Here is an 18,340-nt window from a genome sequence, read left to right as displayed (position 1 = left end):
GCTTAATTTTGAAAAGGAGGCTTCATGCCTTGGAAGCTCGCTTCATTCGGAACCTTGTTGGCCGCTGTCGTCCTTGGTGGGTGCAGCACTGCCGGGTCGACAAAGGAGCCTGTGGCCGCTGAGTCCGGGCACACTCGTTGTGAAGCATCAGCCGCCGAATTCGCTGTCGGCAAGAAGGCTTCTCCCGAGTTGCTCGAGCAGGCCCGTACACGCGCAGGCGCGCAGTACGCACGGTTCCTCAAGCCCAACGACATGATCACCCTGGAGTACCGCTCGGATCGCCTGAACCTGAACACTGATGCCGGCCTGGTGGTGACCCGGGTCAACTGTGGTTGAGGGCCGGGGCCTTTGAATCACGCATAAAAAACCCCGTCACATGGACGGGGTTTTTTTAGCTCGCTGAAAAATTACTCAGGGCGAACTTGTGCAGCTTGCATACCCTTTTGGCCTTTCTCAGCCACGAAGGAAACGGTCTGGCCTTCTTTCAGGCTTTTGAAACCGTCGCTTTCAATAGCTTTGAAGTGTACGAACAGGTCGTCACCGCCACCTTGAGGAGTGATGAAGCCGAAGCCTTTTTCATCGTTGAACCATTTTACGGTGCCGGTTTGGCGATTAGACATGGTGTATCTCCAAGAAACATATATTTTCAGTAGTGCTGTGCTGCTCAGGCCAACTGGGCACACCGAGCTATCATAGTCGAAATGTTCGGCTTGGGAGCCCCCTAGAGGCGCTCTTTGCCCGATGTGCCTGTGTATTTTGCCATCTGAGTTGGCTACAGGCCCCGGTTTAAGGGGCTTTGGCGTAAAACAGAGGGTGATAAAAAAACCCGTAAAAGCTGCGTAAATTGTGAAAAAGACCGCGTTTCAGGCTCTTTGGAGAGCACTGGCGTAGCCTGTTCCGGGCATCAGCAGCTTATTTGACCACCCGGCAAGCAGCGATGGCGTCCAGTGCTCGGGTTCGCAGATCTGCGCTGGGTTGCTTGGTTTTGCTCATCAGCTCCTTGATCTCCTCGGTGGTGAATTTTTCATTTAGCTTGTCGGCGCCGCAGGCACAGTGCTTTTCGGCGCTCTTGGCGTCGATGTTCTGGCTGGCCGCCGCGGTGCAGTCCTTCATGTAGTCGGCGCGTGCTCCGGCAGGCCATGCCGCCTGTGCACTCAAAGGCAGTAGCAGGGTGAACGGTGCGGCAAGGGCGAGCAGTTTGATAAGGCGCATGAGTCGGGTTCTCCTGAATTCGGTAGCAAGGACGACGATTCTCCGGTTATTTGAGGCTCGACGTACATCTCAAGTTCACTTTCAACAATAAAAGACTGTAAACCAGGCTCGCGCTAATTTGCTGCACGGCGATTGCGATGTATCTGTGCTAGCATGCCCGGCTTCGGTGTTTTCAAGCTTTGGGCCTTTTCTAGCCCTTGCCGTCTATGCCTCATTAATCTTGATGTGAACCCCAGTCACTCTGGTTCGGTTTTTCGGTTGGCCGCAAGGCTCTTGCCACTGTGAGGCAGGCGTTCGTAGCAGAACGGCCGGACTGAATCGCGTACTGGCTCATCCCAACCCACGTGACCTTTGGTAGGGGTCACCACTAGGAGAGGAGGCGCCATGCCCACTATTACTCTTCCCGACGGCAGTCAACGTTCATTCGATCACGCAGTATCCGTAGCCGAGGTCGCCGCTTCCATTGGCGCGGGCCTGGCCAAGGCCACATTGGCTGGCAAGGTCAACGGCAAACTGGTCGACGCCTGCGACGTGATCGACGGCGATGCAACCCTGCAAATCATCACGCCAAAGGACGAAGAGGGGCTGGAGATCATTCGCCACTCTTGCGCTCACTTGGTGGGGCATGCGGTCAAGCAGTTGTATCCGACCGCGAAAATGGTCATCGGTCCGGTCATCGATGAAGGCTTCTATTACGACATCGCCTATGAGCGTCCTTTCACGCCTGAGGACATGGCCGCCATCGAGCAGCGCATGCAGCAGCTGATCGAGAAAGACTACGACGTGATCAAGAAGGTCACGCCGCGCGCCGAAGTGATCGAGGTGTTCAAGGCCCGCGGCGAGGACTACAAGCTGCGTTTGGTCGAAGACATGCCGAACGAGCAGGCGATGGGCCTGTACTACCACGAAGAATATGTCGACATGTGCCGCGGTCCGCACGTGCCGAACACGCGTTTCCTGAAGTCCTTCAAGCTGACCAAGTTGTCCGGTGCCTACTGGCGCGGTGATGCCAAGAACGAGCAGTTGCAGCGGATCTACGGTACTGCCTGGGCCGACAAGAAGCAGCTCGCTGCCTACATCCAGCGTATCGAAGAGGCCGAGAAGCGCGACCATCGCAAGATCGGCAAGCGCCTGGGCCTGTTCCATACCCAGGAAGAAGCGCCGGGCATGGTGTTCTGGCACCCTAATGGCTGGACCCTGTACCAGGTACTCGAGCAATACATGCGCAAGGTGCAGCGTGACAACGGTTACCTGGAGATCAAGACTCCGCAGGTGGTTGACCGCAGCCTCTGGGAAAAATCCGGGCACTGGGCCAACTACGCCGAGAACATGTTCACCACCGAGTCGGAAAGCCGCGACTACGCAATCAAGCCGATGAACTGCCCTTGCCACGTGCAGGTGTTCAATCAGGGCCTGAAGAGCTACCGCGAGCTGCCGATGCGCCTGGCCGAGTTCGGTGCCTGCCACCGTAATGAACCCTCGGGCGCTCTGCACGGCATCATGCGTGTGCGTGGCTTCACTCAGGATGATGCTCACATCTTCTGTACCGAAGACCAGATGCAGGCCGAGTCTGCGGCGTTCATCAAGCTGACCATGGATGTCTATGCCGACTTCGGCTTCAAGGACATCGAGATGAAGCTGTCCACTCGCCCTGAAAAGCGCGTGGGCTCCGATGATCTGTGGGACCGTGCGGAAAGCGCACTGGCAGCGGCTCTGGATAGCGCCGGCCTGCCATACGACCTGCAGCCGGGCGAGGGCGCATTCTACGGTCCGAAGATCGAGTTCTCGCTGAAGGACTGCCTGGGTCGTGTCTGGCAGTGCGGGACCTTGCAGTTGGACTTCAACCTGCCGATACGTCTGGGCGCCGAGTACGTTTCCGAAGACAACAGTCGTAAGCATCCGGTGATGTTGCACCGGGCGATCCTCGGCTCCTTCGAGCGTTTTGTCGGGATTCTGATCGAGCATTACGAGGGCGCATTCCCTGCGTGGCTGGCTCCGACTCAGGCCGTGGTGATGAATATCACTGATAAACAGGCAGATTTTGCCCTCGAAGTGGAAAAAACACTCAATCAAAGCGGATTTCGTGCCAAGTCCGACTTGAGAAATGAAAAGATCGGCTTTAAAATCCGCGAGCATACTTTGCTCAAGGTTCCCTATCTCTTGGTTATTGGAGATCGGGAGGTCGAGATGCAGACTGTCGCTGTGCGTACCCGTGAAGGTGAAGACCTGGGCTCGATGCCTGTCGCCCAATTCTCGGCGTTCCTCGCACAAGCGGTTTCCCGGCGTGGTCGCCAAGATTCGGAGTAATTATTATTAAGCGTGATATGAGACAAGATAAACGAGCTGCACCGAAAGCCCCGATCAACGAGAATATCTCGGCACGCGAGGTTCGGTTAATTGGCGCTGACGGCGAGCAGATTGGCATCGTCTCGATTGATGAAGCGCTTCGTATAGCTGAAGAAGCCAAGCTGGATCTGGTGGAAATTTCCGCCGACGCAGTCCCGCCTGTTTGCCGGGTGATGGATTACGGCAAGTCGATCTTCGAAAAGAAGAAGCAGATTGCTGCTGCGAAGAAGAACCAGAAGCAGATTCAGGTTAAAGAAATCAAGTTTCGTCCAGGGACGGAGGAAGGGGATTACCAGGTAAAACTGCGCAACCTGGTACGTTTCCTGAGTGACGGGGACAGGGCCAAGGTATCCTTGCGATTCCGCGGCCGTGAGATGGCCCACCAGGAGCTGGGGATGGAACTCCTCAAGCGGGTTGAAGCTGACCTGCAAGAGTACGGTTCGGTCGAACAGCATCCTAAGATGGAAGGACGCCAGCTGATCATGGTCATCGCCCCGAAAAAGAAGAAGTAATCAACAGGGCACGGCAGGCCTTCTGATTATGTTTATCAACTGAATGCGGAGTATCCGAACATGCCAAAGATGAAAACCAAAAGTGGTGCTGCTAAGCGGTTTCTGAAAACTGCTAACGGTATCAAGCACAAGCACGCTTTCAAGAGCCACATCCTGACCAAAATGTCGACCAAGCGTAAGCGTCAACTGCGCGGTAGCAGCTTGCTGCATCCGTCTGACGTGGCAAAAGTCGAGCGCATGCTGCGCCTTCGTTAATTTTTGGATCAAGAATAGAGGAAGTAACTCATGGCTCGTGTAAAGCGTGGCGTCATTGCCCGTAAACGTCACAAAAAAATTCTGAAACTTGCTAAAGGCTACTACGGCGCTCGCTCGCGCGTATTCCGTGTTGCCAAGCAAGCGGTAATCAAGGCAGGCCAATACGCCTACCGTGACCGTCGTCAGAAAAAACGTCAGTTCCGCGCTCTGTGGATTGCTCGTATCAACGCTGGTGCTCGTAATAACGGCCTGTCGTACAGCCGTCTGATCGCTGGCCTGAAAAAGGCGTCCATCGAGATCGACCGTAAGGTTCTGGCTGATCTGGCAGTGAACGAAAAAGCGGCGTTTGCTGCGATTGTCGAGAAAGCTAAAGCCACCTTGGCTTAAGTACCCCCGACAGTCATCCGGGCTCACCTTTCGTGAGCCCAGATGTTAAACGTCATAAATAGGGGAAGAGCCTTCAAGCTCTTCCCCTATTTTGTATCTGGAGTCTGTACATGGAAAACCTGGATGCGCTGGTTTCTCAAGCACTTGAGGCCGTGCAACACGCTGAAGACATCAATGCCCTGGAACAGATCCGGGTTCACTTCCTTGGCAAGAAGGGCGAGCTGACTCAGGTGATGAAGACCCTGGGCAACCTGCCTGCCGAAGAGCGTCCGCAAGTCGGTGCGCTGATCAACGTTGCCAAGGAGCGTGTAACAGAGGTTCTCAATGCTCGCAAAGCGGCTTTCGAGGAGGCGGAACTCAGCGCCAAGCTCGCCGCCGAGTGCATTGACGTCACTCTGCCGGGCCGTGGCCAGACCTCGGGCGGTCTGCACCCGATTACGCGGACCCTGGAGCGTATCGAACAGTTCTTCACTCATATTGGCTACGGCATCGCCGAAGGCCCTGAGGTTGAAGACGACTATCACAACTTTGAAGCGCTCAACATCCCAGGCCACCACCCGGCCCGGTCGATGCACGACACCTTCTATTTCAACGCGAACATGTTGTTGCGCACCCACACCTCGCCGGTACAGGTCCGCACCATGGAGTCGCAGCAGCCGCCGATTCGCATTGTCTGCCCAGGCCGTGTGTACCGTAGCGACTCCGATATCACTCACTCGCCGATGTTTCACCAGGTCGAAGGCCTGCTGGTCGATCGCGATATCAATTTCGCCGACCTGAAGGGCACGATCGAAGAGTTCCTGCGGGTGTTCTTCGAGAAGGAACTGGCGGTTCGTTTCCGTCCTTCGTACTTCCCGTTCACCGAGCCTTCAGCCGAAGTCGATATGGAATGCGTGATGTGCAGCGGTAAAGGCTGCCGGGTCTGCAAGCAGACTGGCTGGCTGGAAGTCATGGGGTGCGGCATGGTTCACCCGAACGTGCTGCGTATGTCCGGGATCGATCCGGAAGAGTTCCAGGGCTTTGCCTTCGGCATGGGCGCCGAGCGTCTGGCCATGCTGCGTTACGGTGTCAATGACTTGCGCCTGTTCTTCGACAACGACTTGCGGTTCCTTGCGCAATTTCGCTAGTCGCGCGTCCGTAACGAATCTATTAGGAGAGCAGGATGAAATTCAGTGAACAATGGCTGCGCGGCTGGGTTAGCCCGCAGGTAAGTCGTGACGAGCTGGTAGCTCGTCTATCGATGGCCGGTCTTGAGGTCGACAGCGTAACGCCGGCCGCCGGTGATTTCAGTGGCGTGGTAGTGGGCGAGGTGTTGAGCACCGAGCAGCACCCGGATGCCGACAAGCTGCGTGTTTGCCAGGTCAGCAATGGTTCGGAGACCTTCCAGGTTGTCTGCGGCGCGCCGAACGTGCGCCCGGGCCTGAAGGTTCCGTTCGCCATGATCGGTGCCCAGTTGCCGGGTGACTTCAAGATCAAGAAGGCCAAGCTGCGTGGTGTGGAATCCAACGGCATGCTGTGCTCCCAGGCTGAGCTGCAAATCGGTGAGGGCAATGACGGCCTCATGGAGTTGCCGGTCGATGCGCCAGTGGGTGAGGACGTTCGTACCTACCTGAGCCTGGACGATGCCAGTATCGAGGTCGACCTGACCCCTAACCGTGGGGACTGCCTGTCCCTGGCCGGCATGGCCCGTGAAGTGGGTGCCTTGTACGCGGCCAAGGTGCAGCGTCCGGAAGTGCCGGCGATTCCTGCGGCGCATGACGAAGTGCGTCCAGTGGATGTGCTGTCTCCGGCTGCCTGCCCACGTTACCTGGGGCGTGTCGTCCGCAATGTCGACCTGTCCAAGCCTACTCCGCTGTGGATGGTCGAGCGCCTGCGTCGCGCCGATGTACGCAGTATCGATGCTGCAGTGGACATCACCAACTACGTGATGCTCGAACTGGGCCAGCCGCTGCATGCCTTCGATCTTGCCGAGATCAATGGCGGCATTCGTGTAAGAATGGCTGAAGAGGGCGAGAAGCTGGTACTGCTCGACGGTCAGGAAGTGACCCTGCGCAGCGATACCCTGGTGATTGCCGACCATACCCGAGCCCTTGCGATTGCCGGCGTGATGGGGGGGGAGCACAGTGGCGTCACCGCCAATACCCGTGACGTCTTTCTGGAAAGTGCCTTCTTCGACCAGATCGCGGTTGCTGGCAAGGCACGTTCCTATGGCTTGCACACCGATGCTTCCCATCGCTATGAGCGTGGTGTGGACTGGCAGCTTGCTCGCGAAGCCATGGAGCGGGCTACTGGCTTGCTGCTGGAAATCACGGGCGGCGACGCGGGGCCGATCATTGAAACGCTCAGCGAGCAGCATCTGCCATCTGTTGCGCCTGTCACCTTGCGCGCTGAACGCATCACTCAGATGCTGGGCATGGAAATCGACGGTCCCGAGGTAGAGCGTTTGCTCACCGCCCTTGGCCTGACTGTAACTGCCGATGGGGCAGGGCAGTGGCGTGTTGAGGTGCCGAGCCATCGCTTCGATATCAGTCTTGAGGTTGACTTGATCGAAGAGCTGGCACGTCTTTATGGGTACAACCGTCTTCCGGTTCGCTATCCGCAGGCTCGTCTGGCGCCTCAGGCCAAGGCCGAGGCCGAGGGTGACCTGCCTGCTCTGCGTCGCTTGCTGGTTGCTCGTGGTTATCAGGAAGCGATCACCTACAGCTTCATCGATCCGAAGCTGTTCGAACTGTTCAACCCAGGCGTTGAACCGCTGTTGCTGGCCAATCCGATTTCGGCCGACATGGCAGCCATGCGTTCCTCTCTGTGGCCGGGCCTGGTCAAGGCGCTTCAGCACAACCTGAACCGTCAGCAGGATCGTGTCCGCATGTTTGAAAGCGGCCTGCGTTTTGTTGGCCAGCTGGAAGGTTTGAAGCAGCAGCCGATGCTGGCAGGTGTTGTATGTGGCAGCCGCCTGCCTGAAGGCTGGGCGCAAGGTCGCGATGGCGTGGACTTCTTCGACGTCAAGGCGGATGTCGAAGCGGTACTGGGTTTTGCCGGTGCTCTTGATGCATTCACCTTTGTACCGGGTAAGCATCCAGCGCTTCATCCTGGTCAGACGGCTCGGATCGAGCGTGAGGGTCGTGAAGTCGGTTTCCTGGGGGCCATTCACCCAGAGCTGGCGAAGAATCTTGGCCTGGATCGCCCTGTCTATGTGTTTGAACTGGTCCTGAGTGAAGTGGCTCAAGGGCGTTTGCCGAAGTTCCATGAGCTGTCGCGCTTCCCGGAAGTGCGTCGCGACCTGGCATTGCTGGCGGATCGTGACGTGGCGGCCAGTGCCGTTCTGGACGTAATCCGTGAAAATGCAGGTGAGTGGCTGACAGACCTCAGGCTGTTTGACGTCTATCAGGGTAAAGGCATTGATCCGCATAGAAAAAGCCTTGCCGTCGGCTTGACCTGGCAGCATCCATCGCGCACTCTTAACGACGATGAGGTGAACTCTACGACGCAAAATATCCTCACCTCGCTCGAACAAAGGTTGAACGCCACGTTAAGGAAGTGACGTATGGGGGCTCTGACGAAAGCTGAAATGGCCGAACGTCTCTACGAAGAGCTAGGCCTGAATAAACGCGAGGCCAAGGAATTGGTCGAGCTATTCTTTGAAGAAATCAGGCACGCTCTCGAAGATAACGAACAGGTCAAATTGTCCGGTTTCGGTAACTTCGACCTTCGGGATAAACGCCAGCGTCCTGGCCGCAACCCGAAAACGGGTGAAGAAATCCCGATCACGGCGCGCCGTGTGGTCACCTTTCGTCCAGGGCAGAAGTTGAAGGCCCGAGTTGAGGCTTATGCTGGAACCAAGTCATAACGACGAGCTCCCGGTCATTCCGGGCAAGCGCTACTTCACCATTGGAGAAGTCAGTGAGCTCTGTGCGGTCAAGCCGCATGTGCTGCGTTATTGGGAGCAGGAGTTTCCTCAACTCAACCCCGTCAAGCGCCGCGGAAATCGCCGGTATTATCAGCGCCAGGATGTGCTGATGATCCGGCAGATCCGCGCGTTGCTTTATGACCAGGGGTTCACCATCGGCGGGGCGCGCCTGCGTCTTTCCGGTGATGAGGCCAAAGATGATACGACCCAGTACAAGCAACTGATCCGTCAGATGATCTCTGAGCTGGAAGATGTGCTTGTGGTACTAAAAAAGTAATTCTCTGTTTTAAATACTTCCACTTTTCAAAAGCTTGCGGTATATTCCTCAACGTTTCCTGAGAAGTGAAACAGGTTTAACGCCTAGTCGGGGCGTAGCGCAGTCCGGTAGCGCACTAGCATGGGGTGCTAGGGGTCGAGTGTTCGAATCACTCCGTCCCGACCATATTTTTCAATGACTTAGCCCAATCTTCACAGGTTGGGCTTTTTCATGCCCAGGGACTTTTGCGGGGGTTCAACCCGTTTTCCTCCTCAAGATGGTCAGTGCCGGCCCTCGCGAATCGGTCGCTGATACTTTGTTCGCTGCCTCAATCAGATGCTGCAGCTCCGGGGTAGAATAGTGGCTCGTAATGCTGCCGTTCTTATGTCCCAACAATGCCTTCCGATCTTCTTCTGTCACGCTTGCTGCACGTAGCCTTCTGCCAAAGGTGTGCTTTAAGTCGTGAATCCTGATCGATCTGAACCCGGGGTGCGCGGGTGTCCGGTGGTCCTTCTCCCACTTGTCTGCTGCGCGCACTCTGGCTTTCTTCCATGCTGAATCATTCATCCGATGCATGGCCGTGGGCCCGAATTGATCTGGCTGTCCATAGGGGAACACCAGCTCCCTATGTAGGCCGCGCTGACCATCAATGATGGACATCGCTACTTTGTTCAGAATCACCAGGCGTTCATCGCCGTTCTTCACTCCAGCCTTGGCGCTTCGTCCACCAAACCCGGCCGGTATCAGAAACACGCTGGTACTGAGCTCAGGCACCCGTATCTCCCAATCCCACCGCAACTTGCAAACCTCCTGTTCCCGGCATCCGGTATTGACCTTGTAGAGGGCCATCCTCAACAGGTGATCCGGCAGTTCGGCAAAAAGCATGGATTGCTCTTCCCAGGACAGCGGGTAAGGTTTCCGGCTGGACTTCTTTTCCTCCATCATCGATATCATCGGCACGCTATCAAGCCACGGCCGCTTTTCTGCATCCCGCCACTTGCGATGGCAAAGGTTCAAGATTCTGACGACTCGTTGCAGGGCGATGTTCACCGTCCTGTTCGATACCCCCGTCTTAACCTTGCCCTGCGCCGTCTTGGTCGGCTTCTGGCGGTCACGCACAAACGGCGCCAGGGTTCCGTCATCGATGTGCGTGATCGGCAGATCGCCGATATACGGGTCAAGCTGTTCAAGATGCGAGGCGGATAGCCCGATTGATGGCTGGTCCTTGAACTCCACCAGAAAGCGGGTAGCAGCTTCGCGCCATGTTCTGACCTGTCGCACGCCGTAAACCTTTTCCTGCCGAAGCTTCTCCAGCCGGTGGATCAGGTACTGCTCCGCTTCCTCCCTTTCGCTTGCTCCAGTGCTTTCCTGAAGTCGGCTACCTCTGACGACTTTGTCGATGTGCCAAATCCCGTTCCTCTGGTAGAGGCCTGAGATCGTTTTTCGCGCCATGTTTTAACTCCTTGGCGCCCACTGCGGGGCGGATTGTTGTCCTCATTGCTCGCTTTTTCAATTGCGACCGACTGGATGTAGGCATCTGCCCAGGCGTCGAGCTCGTTGCGGTCGAATGCAACACCCTGTTTTCCAATGCGGATTTCAGTCAGGTGCGGCCTGACGGTGTTCTTGAATTCTTCTCTGCACATACCGAGGTATGCGGGAGCCTTCATTGCTCTGATGAAGCGGGGCGCAAGCTCTACGGCCTGCGTTGCCTTTGTATTGGCCATAGGGATTCCTCGCCCGCCATCGCCGGCAGGCTTTCCGATTGTTGAGTGGGGTGTTTCGGAGTTGGCTTTGAGTTACGCCGCAGCCATCAAGGCCTGGATGACACGCTGCCCAGCCAAGGGCGGCACAGCGTTGCCGGCCATGTGCATGGTCAGCCGGTGGTTGTCCGGCCGGCGGGTGTCGGCTGGGAATGACATCGCGGCCAAGGCCTCGTTGGCACTGAGCATCCGCATGCGATCGCCTTTGACCAGGGCCCATCGGTCCAGCGTGGTGATGGTTCCGATTGGGCGGTTGATGTCGCGGCCGGTAGTGCCTGAGCCTTTTCCGTAGTAGGGCATGATGAACCGGTCGCCGAAGCGCTGGCGCCCGTTGTGTACCCGGTCTAGCGTGGCCTGGGCCCGGCCCGGCTTCTCTATGAGCGACCAGCGCCCGGCGTCGAAGTTGAGGAAGCTGCTTGCTGGTACATGCTGCTCGCGCTGGAGCTGCAACATCAACGGGGCCTTGCTGCGAGTGAGCACCATAAACAAGCGCACCCTGTGCTGCGGCACGCCCAGGTCGGCACAGTCGACGATATGCGGTGCCGCCTGGTACCCCAGCGCCTGCACCGCTTGCAGCCAAGCAGGGTAGAGCACCCAGTCGGTGAACTCCGGCACGTTCTCGATCACTGCAGCCTGTGGCCGGTGAAACTCTAGCGCTGATACTGGGGCCCAGGCCGTGGAGCGTGACGCGTCGTGCTCAGGATTACCCGACTTCTTGCCTCGGGCCTTAGCGTGCCCCTGGCAGCAGGGTGACGCCAGTAGGATGTCGTGGGCCGGCACCTGATCCCAGCGGGCCTGGTGCAGGTCCTGGCAAACGTGCAGCGTGTCGGGGTGGTTCGCGCTGTGCCACTCAACGGCCGCTGGCCAATGGTTTGCCGCCCAGAGAACCTGGACACCTGCAGCACGCGCGCCAGTACTCCATCCGCCGAGCCCGGCGAACAGGTCAATTGCTGTTGTCATGGATACCTCGCCGGATGGCGTGAGGGGTGGTTTAGGATTTGTCTCATCGCCGCCGGCGTTGCGCCGTGGCACTGTCTCTGGGTTCGCCCGGTCTATGTCCTTCCTGTCCTGAGGTGACTGCTACCTGGGCCGGGCGGACTCTTGTATGGCTTTCTGGCTTAGGCGCTCGCATTCAGCAGCCAGCGCCAGAAGGTTCCGCGCAGTCGGTTTGAACCCTTCAGTGTTTGGGTAGAACTGATGCCGATGCCCCTCCGGGTAGGTTTCGAACGGCCCATGCCAGCACCAGTTCATCTTCCAGATTTCCCAGGTGGTGTAGGCATCGCAGCCTTCGCCCCAGTAGTCGACTCCGCCGCCTACGCTCCAAACGTGACTGACCCGGGTGCCCTGCTCGTAAGCCAGTTCACTTGGCTCGTCTTTGTCGAGCCATGCGCCGTTGAACTGCGATGGAGCGAGCTCGGCCAGACGCTTGCTGAGCTTCTTCTCGATGCGCGCTTTCATGGCCTTGGCTCCTTGTAGCCGCTGCTGATGCGGTCGGCGATTCCTTCCAGGCTCTCAGCCATTCCCCACATGTCGTTGTTGTCGCGGCGGGATACGACCTTGCAACGGGCAACGTTGCGGCCGATCAAGATCCATGCAGCCAGCCTGATCAACCAGGCTTCGGCCTTCCTGCGAAAGAACCTGCTCATGGCCTTGGCCCCGTGTAGATGTTCCAGATTGCGAAGAGCAGGTCGGGGAGGATCATGGCATCACCTCCCGGCGCGCCCACTGCACATAGGGACCGCCCTCGGTATCGAAGATACCCATGAGGAACCACTCTGGTCCTGGCGACTGTGGATTCCATCCATTGCAGTGGGCGCCGCCGTCGTAGTAAGGATGCTCAGCCAGGTCCGAATCCATGGCCCAGGTCTTCAGTTCCAGCCCCTGTTCAGCTGCCCATGCCTTGTATGGGGCGGGGTCTTCAGTTCCGCCAAAACTCGGGATGTTGGGGTGATACCACCAACCGTCCTTGTCACGCTGAACCTCCACAGGGCCGAAGCGATTGGGGCTGTGCATCGCGCAAGGCATCACGTAGAGCACATCGGAATATTCGCCACCGCCGGAGCTGAAATTCATTTTGCAGCCGCACTTCGCCGGCGCGCCGTTGATGAACACGATCTTTTCTTCAGGCATGACTTGTCCTTGCCGCTACTGCGGCTGGCTTGAAAGTGGGGAGGGGTGAGGTTTCTGTGGGTGGAGTACAAATGTACTCCTAGCGAGTTTTGTTGCCCTGGAGCTTCATCAGCGCATCAGTGACGTTGCCAAAGCCCATGCCCTGGGCGAGCTGCCAGACTTCGTCGTACAGCTCGGCCTTGTACTTGTCGCTTGTGGAGCTGACTGGTTCGCCCTGGTGCTGGGCGGCTGGGCGGGCGTAGAGCTTGGTTCCGACTGGCGGAAGCTCTGCTTGCAACTCGGCTAGCACTCGGTCCTCTGTATCGTGTGGGCCGCCCGTTGCAAGGACCACTGCCACCGGCTCGCCCTGGTGCTGGGCGTCGCCATGCAGCACGGTTACCACTTCGTCAAGCTCCAGCCATGAGGGCAGATTGCCCGGCAGTTTCAGCTCAACCTGTCCCATTCCTGGCGTGTATGCGCATACTCGGGCTGTTACTGCGCTGTCCTGATGCTGGGTGGCTGTCTGGCCGAGAAGGGCTTGCAGCTCATTCATGTACTGGCTGAACTCGTCGAACTCCATCCGCCCGAACGCCATCGCCTCCAGCTTGTGACGCGGCACGCTGATCATTTCGTTACTCATGGCTTCCACCCGTGCTTGCTGCATGGCTCCAGGCCTGTATCCCCGCAGTCGGGGCAGTCCAGGGCGGCGCGAGCTTGCCATGCTCGGTAGGGCATGAACGCCGCATCGATGTAGGTAGTGCAGGATTCCGGATGCAGGCCTTTTTCCTTGCGGAACCATTCATCGAAATCCGCTCGCTCGTCGCGCTCGACCGGGGTTACAGGATGTTTGCACCACCGGCAGTGCCCGGCAGGCCCTCCGCACGGATTGCTGTCAATGCAGGTTCCTGCACTCGGCTCTGCGCTGGCGGATAGGGCGGCAACCTTCTCGGCCCAGGGTCTGATGAAGTCGCGCCCTGGGTTGATGCAGGAACCATCCGGCTCAAGCTTGAAGGCTTCCAGCACATCGCAAATTAGCGCATCCCGCTCGGCCAGCTGGGCCTGCAGCCTCTGCGCCTCGTCGAACCATGACCGCCGTGACAGCTCGCGGTCGTTGTCGCTGAAGGTCGGAGCGTCTATCTGCTCGTCCTTGGTGTTCAGGTCGGACTGAAGGGCAGCTACTCGCTGCTCCAGGTGTTGGGTTTCTGTGGGCATGGGGAGTCCTGTATGGCAATATGCTATTTATTTGTACTTTAGTGGGTAGTGCAGGTGGGGAAAAATACGAACAAACTGCTTTGGATTGCAGGCCTGTTAGGCGTCATATTAATTCTGTTAGTTTCGATGCTTTATGCGAAAACGTTCAAAGGCGAATTGTCTAATTCGCAAGAAGTGTGGGGGCAGTTTGGGGACTACTTTGGAGGTTTACTGAATCCCGTACTTTCTTTTTTTGCCTTTTGCGCTCTGCTTTGCACGATTCATTTGCAATTTAAAGCTTCAGCCGATGCGGATGAGCATCACGATGAGCAACTATTTGAAGGTAGGTTATTCAAGATATTATCAGCAAACTTCGATATTGCATGCTCGCTGAGGTTGCAGGCTCAAAGCGCTGATGGAATCAATATTTATGAAGGCCTAATGGCCGTTAATTATTCCTGGCATGATTTCTCTACGACGTTTTTGAGTCAGATAGAAAGAGGGTATACCCCCCGGGAACAGTACGAGAGTGTATCGGCCATGCTTAAGACATTGAAGAGAAAATATGGTCCTGTCATTTCAACATACTTTGACTCTGTTATTTTTATTGCAGAGTTCACGCGTGCTCATGCGAAGAGTAAAGAACAAACTGCTTTTGCGCTGCATGCTCTGCGGAGTCAAATGACCTCTGCAGGAAGAGGCCTATTATTTTATTATTTGCTTTGCTCTGAAGAGCACTGCAGGATAATTCCTGCTCTTATGGAAATGTCTTTTTTTGATGATGCGTCAGATGATCCTTTAGCTAGCAGTAGACATGAGCTGTTCAGGGTAGCCGCTGTATACCATCAGTCATAGTGTCACGTTGATTATTATTGACTATCGTGATCCGTAGAAGTGGGGGTATTTGTGTTCGGCCCAGCATGGAGCCGGAAGGAGTTTTCGTGAAGCGAATGGTGTTGTTGTTTCTTGGTCTGCTGCCTTTGACGGCATCGGCGCAATCACTGGAAGAGCTTTATCCGGCTCCTTGGATAAAAGCTGATAATCCAAGTATCACTCGAGCTCTCGCTGAAGCTGATATCGATGGGTGCGACAAATATCGCTATCGGATCAGTAGCGGGAGCAAGTCAGAATTCTTGGTTTACTGCCTTCGTGGTGTAAAGGCGACCCAAGCGTTTATGGTCTGGCCAAACATACACAAACTGATGGGGCCATATCCGCCAGATCCGTCGCTTCCGTGAGTCAGGCGCCGCCCTCCGTGCTGGCGGCGGCATGGTGGCAATTTGGGGTTGGATGGGGTATCACGGGAAAAAAGAAATGGAGCGTTAAAGTGGAACTCTCTCTAAGTTACCCGGCAGTTGGTGCGATCTGCGCGGCCTTGATAGCTGGGCTCATATCGTTTGTTGTGACTGTTTTGGCAAAAGACCAAAAGGTCTCCGAGTTTCGGCAGGCGTGGATTGATGCAGTAAGGAATGACGCGGCTGAGCTTGTTTCGCACTTAGCCATAAGCGCTTTGACACTTAAGGGACAGAGGATTTTAGCTCAGCAGGGAAAGGTAATAACTGACGTGGAAGTTGCGGGCTACAAGGAGTTTGTGGCAGTCAAAGGCTGTGTTCTGCGCATCAGACTTAGGTTGAATCCAAGTGAGCACAAGTCATTGTTGAGCGCGCTTCAAAAGCTGGATCTTGGAGAAGGCGGGACAATTGAGCACGCAGAAGCCGTCCTCAATGAATTCACTGCGGAGGTCCAAAAAGTTCTCAAGTCTGAGTGGGAGCGCGTAAAAAAGGGCGAGCGTTCTATTCGCTTCGTACGCTGGGCAAGCCTGGTTACGTTTGCCTCCGTGATGGCGTTTTCGATCTACCGCTTTTGGCCGATACTTGTCTCGAGCGCATGAATTTGGTTGCCAGAGTGGTGGGGCAGCACTCCAACCACTTGGATCGCGCCTAGGTCAGCCTGACTGGCCTCTATGAGCTGGCGCGCCAGTCTTTGTGATATGCGAAAGCTGGTGCGTCAGGTTTCTGAAGTCGACGCGTTACACCGCTACGCTTCTTCGGCGTCAAGTCGCGATGCTTGGCGCTGACCAGCAGCCTGAATCATCCGCGCCACGTTTTCGCTAACCGTTATTTTGTGGCGCGGACATTCGATTGCTTGGTATGAGAGGCTGGGGCCCAGGGCGTGAGCGTTTAGGATCAGGTTCTGAACTGCCTCACTGATCTCCTCAATACCGTTCCAGGCCATCAGCTCTTCAAGCTTCAGCCGGGTGCCCAGCCGGAGCCTGTGCCGCAGCTCCTTCTCGTCGTACTCGATCCGCTTCTCGGCGGTTTTCGCTGATCGCTCTTTTCCAGTCTTGGCCATGACCTACCTCTTCGATGCCGCTGGCCGGGATCGTCGACCAGGTTTGACGTTTGCGCTGTTGCGGGCGGCTGCTGAAGCGCCTCAAGCTCGCTTCTCCCAGCGCTTCGGAAAGTTGAAGTCGTAGTCGAGCACCAGGCGGTTCAGCAGGGTGTCAGAGATCCCGACCTTCCTGCAGGCCGCGATGCGTGATACTCCAGCGTCCCGCAGGGCCGCCAGGCGCTCGATGAGCTTCAAATCTCGCTCTCTATCAATGACCTTGCTCTTGAACGTGAACCCGCCTTCATGGGCTGCCCGGCGCATGGCTGACTCTGACTTTCCGGTGGTGGCCATGGCCTGGTCGATGGTCATGGTCTTGGCGAGCTCTCGGATCGTGTCGACGTAGGCCTTTCGCTGGGCGAACTGGTCTTCGTAGGTTCGCTTTGGCTGCGGGCGGGTGGCGCGTTTGCCATGCTGGCCACCCAGGTCCTTGCGTGGCCGGCGAGGCTGGAACCTGAAAGACTCCAGCACCTGGACCTTGTTGCCGGACATGAAGAAGGCAGCCTTAGCTGCCTCCAGTTCTGCCTGGCGCTCGGAGCAGACCAGGATGAAGTTGTTGCTCATGGTTACCTCACTTGATGCGAATCGAGCTCTCGCCGCGCTCCAGGTGGGCCCAGCTTGGTTCTTCCAGAAGTTCGGCTTCCGCGTCCTCGCCGGCGGCCATACGCTTACGCACCGCCTCGTTGTGATCGCGGATTTCCTTGAGCCGGATGGCGATGGTTTTCTTGTCCGGGGTGATCACGCTCTTCAGCGACACGAACTCGTCAGGCACGGCCTTCTCGTCATCGACGATCACCTTCTCTGGCGAAAGGGCGAGGGTGATGGTGAACAGCGGGCGCTTGATCGATTTGATATCTGCCGCCTCCATGTTCCGGCGCAGGTAGTCGCTGATCTGGCCAACGGTGTTTTTCTTGATGCGCTTGAGCTCATTCAGACGATCGACTTCCTTGTCGATGGCATCTATGTCGCCTTCGATGTTCCGGCGCAGCATGACGATGCTGTCGGCCTTCACTTCGAACTCGCCCTTGATGCCGTCCATGGTGTCTTGGATGGCTTGGCGCAGCCCTTCGTCATCGGTATCTGCCAGGGCAGCGAGTTCGGCCATCTGGCCAGTCAGTGCGTAGAGCTCGGTCATGCTGCACCTTCCATAGCGTCTTCAAGGTCCGCTTTGCGGGCGTCCTTGGCGCGGGTGAATTTGATTTTGTGGGCTTCGCGTTCTGGATCGTTCTGACGAAGGTCCAGCTTGCGCATGGCCGATTTGTAGAGCTGCTGCAGCTCGTTGAGCGACTGCGCGGTACCAATCAGATGGAGCGTCTCAGCCAGCCATTCGCGGTACTCGGCGGCCAGTCGCTCCTTCGCTTCGATCTTGTCTTCGGCGCGCTCGATCTCGGCTTCACCCAGGCGCTCGTTGACGTAGTGAATGTCGTCGTAGAGACCCAGGCGAACGTCGGCGGAGAAGCCAAGCTGGCTCAGGCATTTGCCTATCGCATCGGTAAGGGACTTCTTCGGCGCGTCGAAGTCGGTACTGATACCGAAGCGGTTCTGGGTGATGAAGGGCGTGTGCCCGTAGTGCGTGATCGTCTTGCGTTCACCGTCGTCGCCCAGGTACCACAGGGCGACTTTCAGGGTGTGCACCTGGGCGTGTGCCAGCACTACTCCTTCCTTGTTCAGCAGTGGGCCACCGATGTCGAAGCGCTCCTCGATCACGTCATAACCCCAGCCGGTGCCGCAGGGGCCGAACTTTTCCGTGGCGCGCTTGGCCAGGTACTGGGCATTCACCGCGGTACCCGTGAAACCACCGGGGCCGGTGTATTCCTTGGTGAACTTGGGGTCGGTCTTTTCGACCTCTTCCCAAAGGGCGAGGTTAGGTACGGGCATGACTATCTCCCGCCGCGCAGGTGCGCAGCTTTGAAAGATGTGAGTTATTGGGTGAGGTGATCGGCGAGAGCGCTGATCAGCATTGCGGCGGTGCAGACGGCGAGGGCAGGGAAGGAGCTACGCCAGTAGAGAAAAGCGA

The 18,340-nt window shown here is 57.1% G+C and carries 25 protein-coding genes and 1 tRNA gene; 13 read left to right on the top strand and 13 right to left on the bottom strand.

Going from position 1 to position 18,340, the window contains the following annotated elements:
- Nucleotides 1–24: 24 nt before the first annotated feature.
- Nucleotides 25–336 (top strand): I78 family peptidase inhibitor, encoded by a 312-nt coding sequence (locus tag KCG88_RS24445; protein WP_041117049.1) that lies wholly within the window; start codon nt 25–27, stop codon nt 334–336.
- Between the two features lie 71 nt (nt 337–407).
- Here KCG88_RS24445 and KCG88_RS24440 read toward each other — a convergent pair whose 3' ends face one another.
- Both KCG88_RS24440 and KCG88_RS24435 read right to left on the bottom strand, forming a co-directional pair.
- Nucleotides 408–620, bottom strand: coding sequence for a cold-shock protein (locus KCG88_RS24440; RefSeq protein WP_003179963.1), 213 nt, complete (start codon nt 618–620; stop codon nt 408–410).
- Between the two features lie 292 nt (nt 621–912).
- Nucleotides 913–1,212, bottom strand: a complete 300-nt coding sequence (locus KCG88_RS24435; RefSeq protein WP_047285111.1) for a hypothetical protein — start codon at nt 1,210–1,212, stop codon at nt 913–915.
- A 384-nt stretch (nt 1,213–1,596) separates the two neighbouring features.
- On the opposite strand from KCG88_RS24435, the gene thrS reads away from it, so the two are divergent.
- The 9 genes from thrS to KCG88_RS24390 all read left to right on the top strand — a co-directional run bounded on the left by thrS (nt 1,597) and on the right by KCG88_RS24390 (nt 9,061).
- Complete coding sequence (gene thrS / locus KCG88_RS24430) at nt 1,597–3,519, top strand: threonine--tRNA ligase (protein ID WP_011060417.1); 1,923 nt, start codon at nt 1,597–1,599, stop codon at nt 3,517–3,519.
- Complete coding sequence (gene infC / locus KCG88_RS24425) at nt 3,519–4,070, top strand: translation initiation factor IF-3 (RefSeq protein WP_169893379.1); 552 nt, start codon at nt 3,519–3,521, stop codon at nt 4,068–4,070. The genes thrS and infC overlap by 1 nt, the downstream gene beginning before the upstream one ends.
- Before the next feature lie 60 nt (nt 4,071–4,130).
- Complete coding sequence (gene rpmI, locus KCG88_RS24420; protein WP_002553160.1) at nt 4,131–4,325, top strand: 50S ribosomal protein L35; 195 nt, start codon at nt 4,131–4,133, stop codon at nt 4,323–4,325.
- A 30-nt stretch (nt 4,326–4,355) separates the two neighbouring features.
- Nucleotides 4,356–4,712 carry a 50S ribosomal protein L20 gene (gene rplT, locus KCG88_RS24415; RefSeq protein ID WP_011060418.1) on the top strand — a complete coding sequence of 119 codons (357 nt, stop codon included), beginning with the start codon at nt 4,356–4,358 and terminating at the stop codon, nt 4,710–4,712.
- 110 nt (nt 4,713–4,822) lie between these two features.
- Nucleotides 4,823–5,839 carry a phenylalanine--tRNA ligase subunit alpha gene (gene pheS, locus KCG88_RS24410; protein WP_011060419.1) on the top strand — a complete coding sequence of 339 codons (1,017 nt, stop codon included), beginning with the start codon at nt 4,823–4,825 and terminating at the stop codon, nt 5,837–5,839.
- A gap of 35 nt (nt 5,840–5,874) precedes the next feature.
- Nucleotides 5,875–8,253 (top strand): phenylalanine--tRNA ligase subunit beta, encoded by a 2,379-nt coding sequence (gene pheT, locus KCG88_RS24405; RefSeq protein WP_210713318.1) that lies wholly within the window; start codon nt 5,875–5,877, stop codon nt 8,251–8,253.
- A 3-nt stretch (nt 8,254–8,256) separates the two neighbouring features.
- Nucleotides 8,257–8,559, top strand: a complete 303-nt coding sequence (ihfA, locus tag KCG88_RS24400) for an integration host factor subunit alpha (RefSeq protein ID WP_002553164.1) — start codon at nt 8,257–8,259, stop codon at nt 8,557–8,559.
- The gene (locus KCG88_RS24395; RefSeq protein ID WP_007920509.1) at nt 8,540–8,896 is read left to right on the top strand and encodes a MerR family transcriptional regulator; all 357 of its coding nucleotides are present in this window, start codon (nt 8,540–8,542) and stop codon (nt 8,894–8,896) included. The genes ihfA and KCG88_RS24395 overlap by 20 nt, the downstream gene beginning before the upstream one ends.
- Nucleotides 8,897–8,984: 88 nt before the next feature.
- Nucleotides 8,985–9,061 (top strand) — tRNA-Pro (locus KCG88_RS24390).
- A 69-nt stretch (nt 9,062–9,130) separates the two neighbouring features.
- Here KCG88_RS24390 and KCG88_RS24385 read toward each other — a convergent pair.
- From KCG88_RS24385 to KCG88_RS24355, 7 genes are all read right to left on the bottom strand, one after another.
- Nucleotides 9,131–10,327, bottom strand: coding sequence for a tyrosine-type recombinase/integrase (locus tag KCG88_RS24385; RefSeq protein WP_210713317.1), 1,197 nt, complete (start codon nt 10,325–10,327; stop codon nt 9,131–9,133).
- A gap of 344 nt (nt 10,328–10,671) precedes the next feature.
- Nucleotides 10,672–11,595, bottom strand: a complete 924-nt coding sequence (locus KCG88_RS24380; protein ID WP_210713316.1) for a DNA cytosine methyltransferase — start codon at nt 11,593–11,595, stop codon at nt 10,672–10,674.
- Nucleotides 11,596–11,715: 120 nt separating this feature from the next.
- Nucleotides 11,716–12,093, bottom strand: coding sequence for a hypothetical protein (locus KCG88_RS24375; RefSeq protein WP_210713315.1), 378 nt, complete (start codon nt 12,091–12,093; stop codon nt 11,716–11,718).
- The gene (locus tag KCG88_RS24370; RefSeq protein ID WP_210713314.1) at nt 12,090–12,281 is read right to left on the bottom strand and encodes a hypothetical protein; all 192 of its coding nucleotides are present in this window, start codon (nt 12,279–12,281) and stop codon (nt 12,090–12,092) included. Before KCG88_RS24370 ends, KCG88_RS24375 begins: the two co-directional genes overlap by 4 nt.
- Nucleotides 12,282–12,333: 52 nt before the next feature.
- Nucleotides 12,334–12,765, bottom strand: coding sequence for a hypothetical protein (locus KCG88_RS24365; RefSeq protein ID WP_246882814.1), 432 nt, complete (start codon nt 12,763–12,765; stop codon nt 12,334–12,336).
- 79 nt (nt 12,766–12,844) lie between these two features.
- A complete protein-coding gene (locus KCG88_RS24360) occupies nt 12,845–13,384 on the bottom strand; it encodes a hypothetical protein (RefSeq protein ID WP_210713313.1) in 540 nt (179 codons plus the stop codon).
- Entirely contained in the window at nt 13,381–13,956 is a 576-nt protein-coding gene (locus KCG88_RS24355; RefSeq protein WP_210713312.1) for a hypothetical protein, read from the bottom strand. Before KCG88_RS24355 ends, KCG88_RS24360 begins: the two co-directional genes overlap by 4 nt.
- Before the next feature lie 54 nt (nt 13,957–14,010).
- Between KCG88_RS24355 and KCG88_RS24350 the strand changes: the two genes are divergently transcribed.
- The 3 genes from KCG88_RS24350 (at nt 14,011) to KCG88_RS24340 (ending at nt 15,826) form a co-directional block, all read left to right on the top strand.
- Nucleotides 14,011–14,790, top strand: coding sequence for a hypothetical protein (locus tag KCG88_RS24350; protein ID WP_210713311.1), 780 nt, complete (start codon nt 14,011–14,013; stop codon nt 14,788–14,790).
- An 86-nt stretch (nt 14,791–14,876) separates the two neighbouring features.
- Nucleotides 14,877–15,173, top strand: a complete 297-nt coding sequence (locus tag KCG88_RS24345; protein WP_210713310.1) for a hypothetical protein — start codon at nt 14,877–14,879, stop codon at nt 15,171–15,173.
- Nucleotides 15,174–15,262: 89 nt separating this feature from the next.
- The gene (locus tag KCG88_RS24340; RefSeq protein WP_210713309.1) at nt 15,263–15,826 is read left to right on the top strand and encodes a hypothetical protein; all 564 of its coding nucleotides are present in this window, start codon (nt 15,263–15,265) and stop codon (nt 15,824–15,826) included.
- A gap of 146 nt (nt 15,827–15,972) precedes the next feature.
- Here KCG88_RS24340 and KCG88_RS24335 read toward each other — a convergent pair whose 3' ends face one another.
- The 4 genes from KCG88_RS24335 to KCG88_RS24320 form a co-directional block, all read right to left on the bottom strand.
- A complete protein-coding gene (locus KCG88_RS24335; protein ID WP_210713308.1) occupies nt 15,973–16,287 on the bottom strand; it encodes a hypothetical protein in 315 nt (104 codons plus the stop codon).
- 81 nt (nt 16,288–16,368) lie between these two features.
- Nucleotides 16,369–16,887 carry a hypothetical protein gene (locus KCG88_RS24330; protein ID WP_210713307.1) on the bottom strand — a complete coding sequence of 173 codons (519 nt, stop codon included), beginning with the start codon at nt 16,885–16,887 and terminating at the stop codon, nt 16,369–16,371.
- Nucleotides 16,888–16,894: 7 nt separating this feature from the next.
- Nucleotides 16,895–17,458 (bottom strand): siphovirus Gp157 family protein, encoded by a 564-nt coding sequence (locus KCG88_RS24325; RefSeq protein ID WP_210713306.1) that lies wholly within the window; start codon nt 17,456–17,458, stop codon nt 16,895–16,897.
- Nucleotides 17,455–18,201, bottom strand: coding sequence for a hypothetical protein (locus tag KCG88_RS24320; protein WP_102863177.1), 747 nt, complete (start codon nt 18,199–18,201; stop codon nt 17,455–17,457). Before KCG88_RS24320 ends, KCG88_RS24325 begins: the two co-directional genes overlap by 4 nt.
- Between the last annotated feature and the right edge of the window lie 139 nt (nt 18,202–18,340).

The organism is Pseudomonas sp. MWU349 (genome assembly GCF_017947325.1).
Taxonomy (GTDB): Bacteria; Pseudomonadota; Gammaproteobacteria; order Pseudomonadales; family Pseudomonadaceae; genus Aquipseudomonas; species Aquipseudomonas protegens.
The sequence above is the reverse complement of the archived record's forward strand: the minus strand, read 5'-3'. Positions and strand labels throughout refer to the sequence as shown.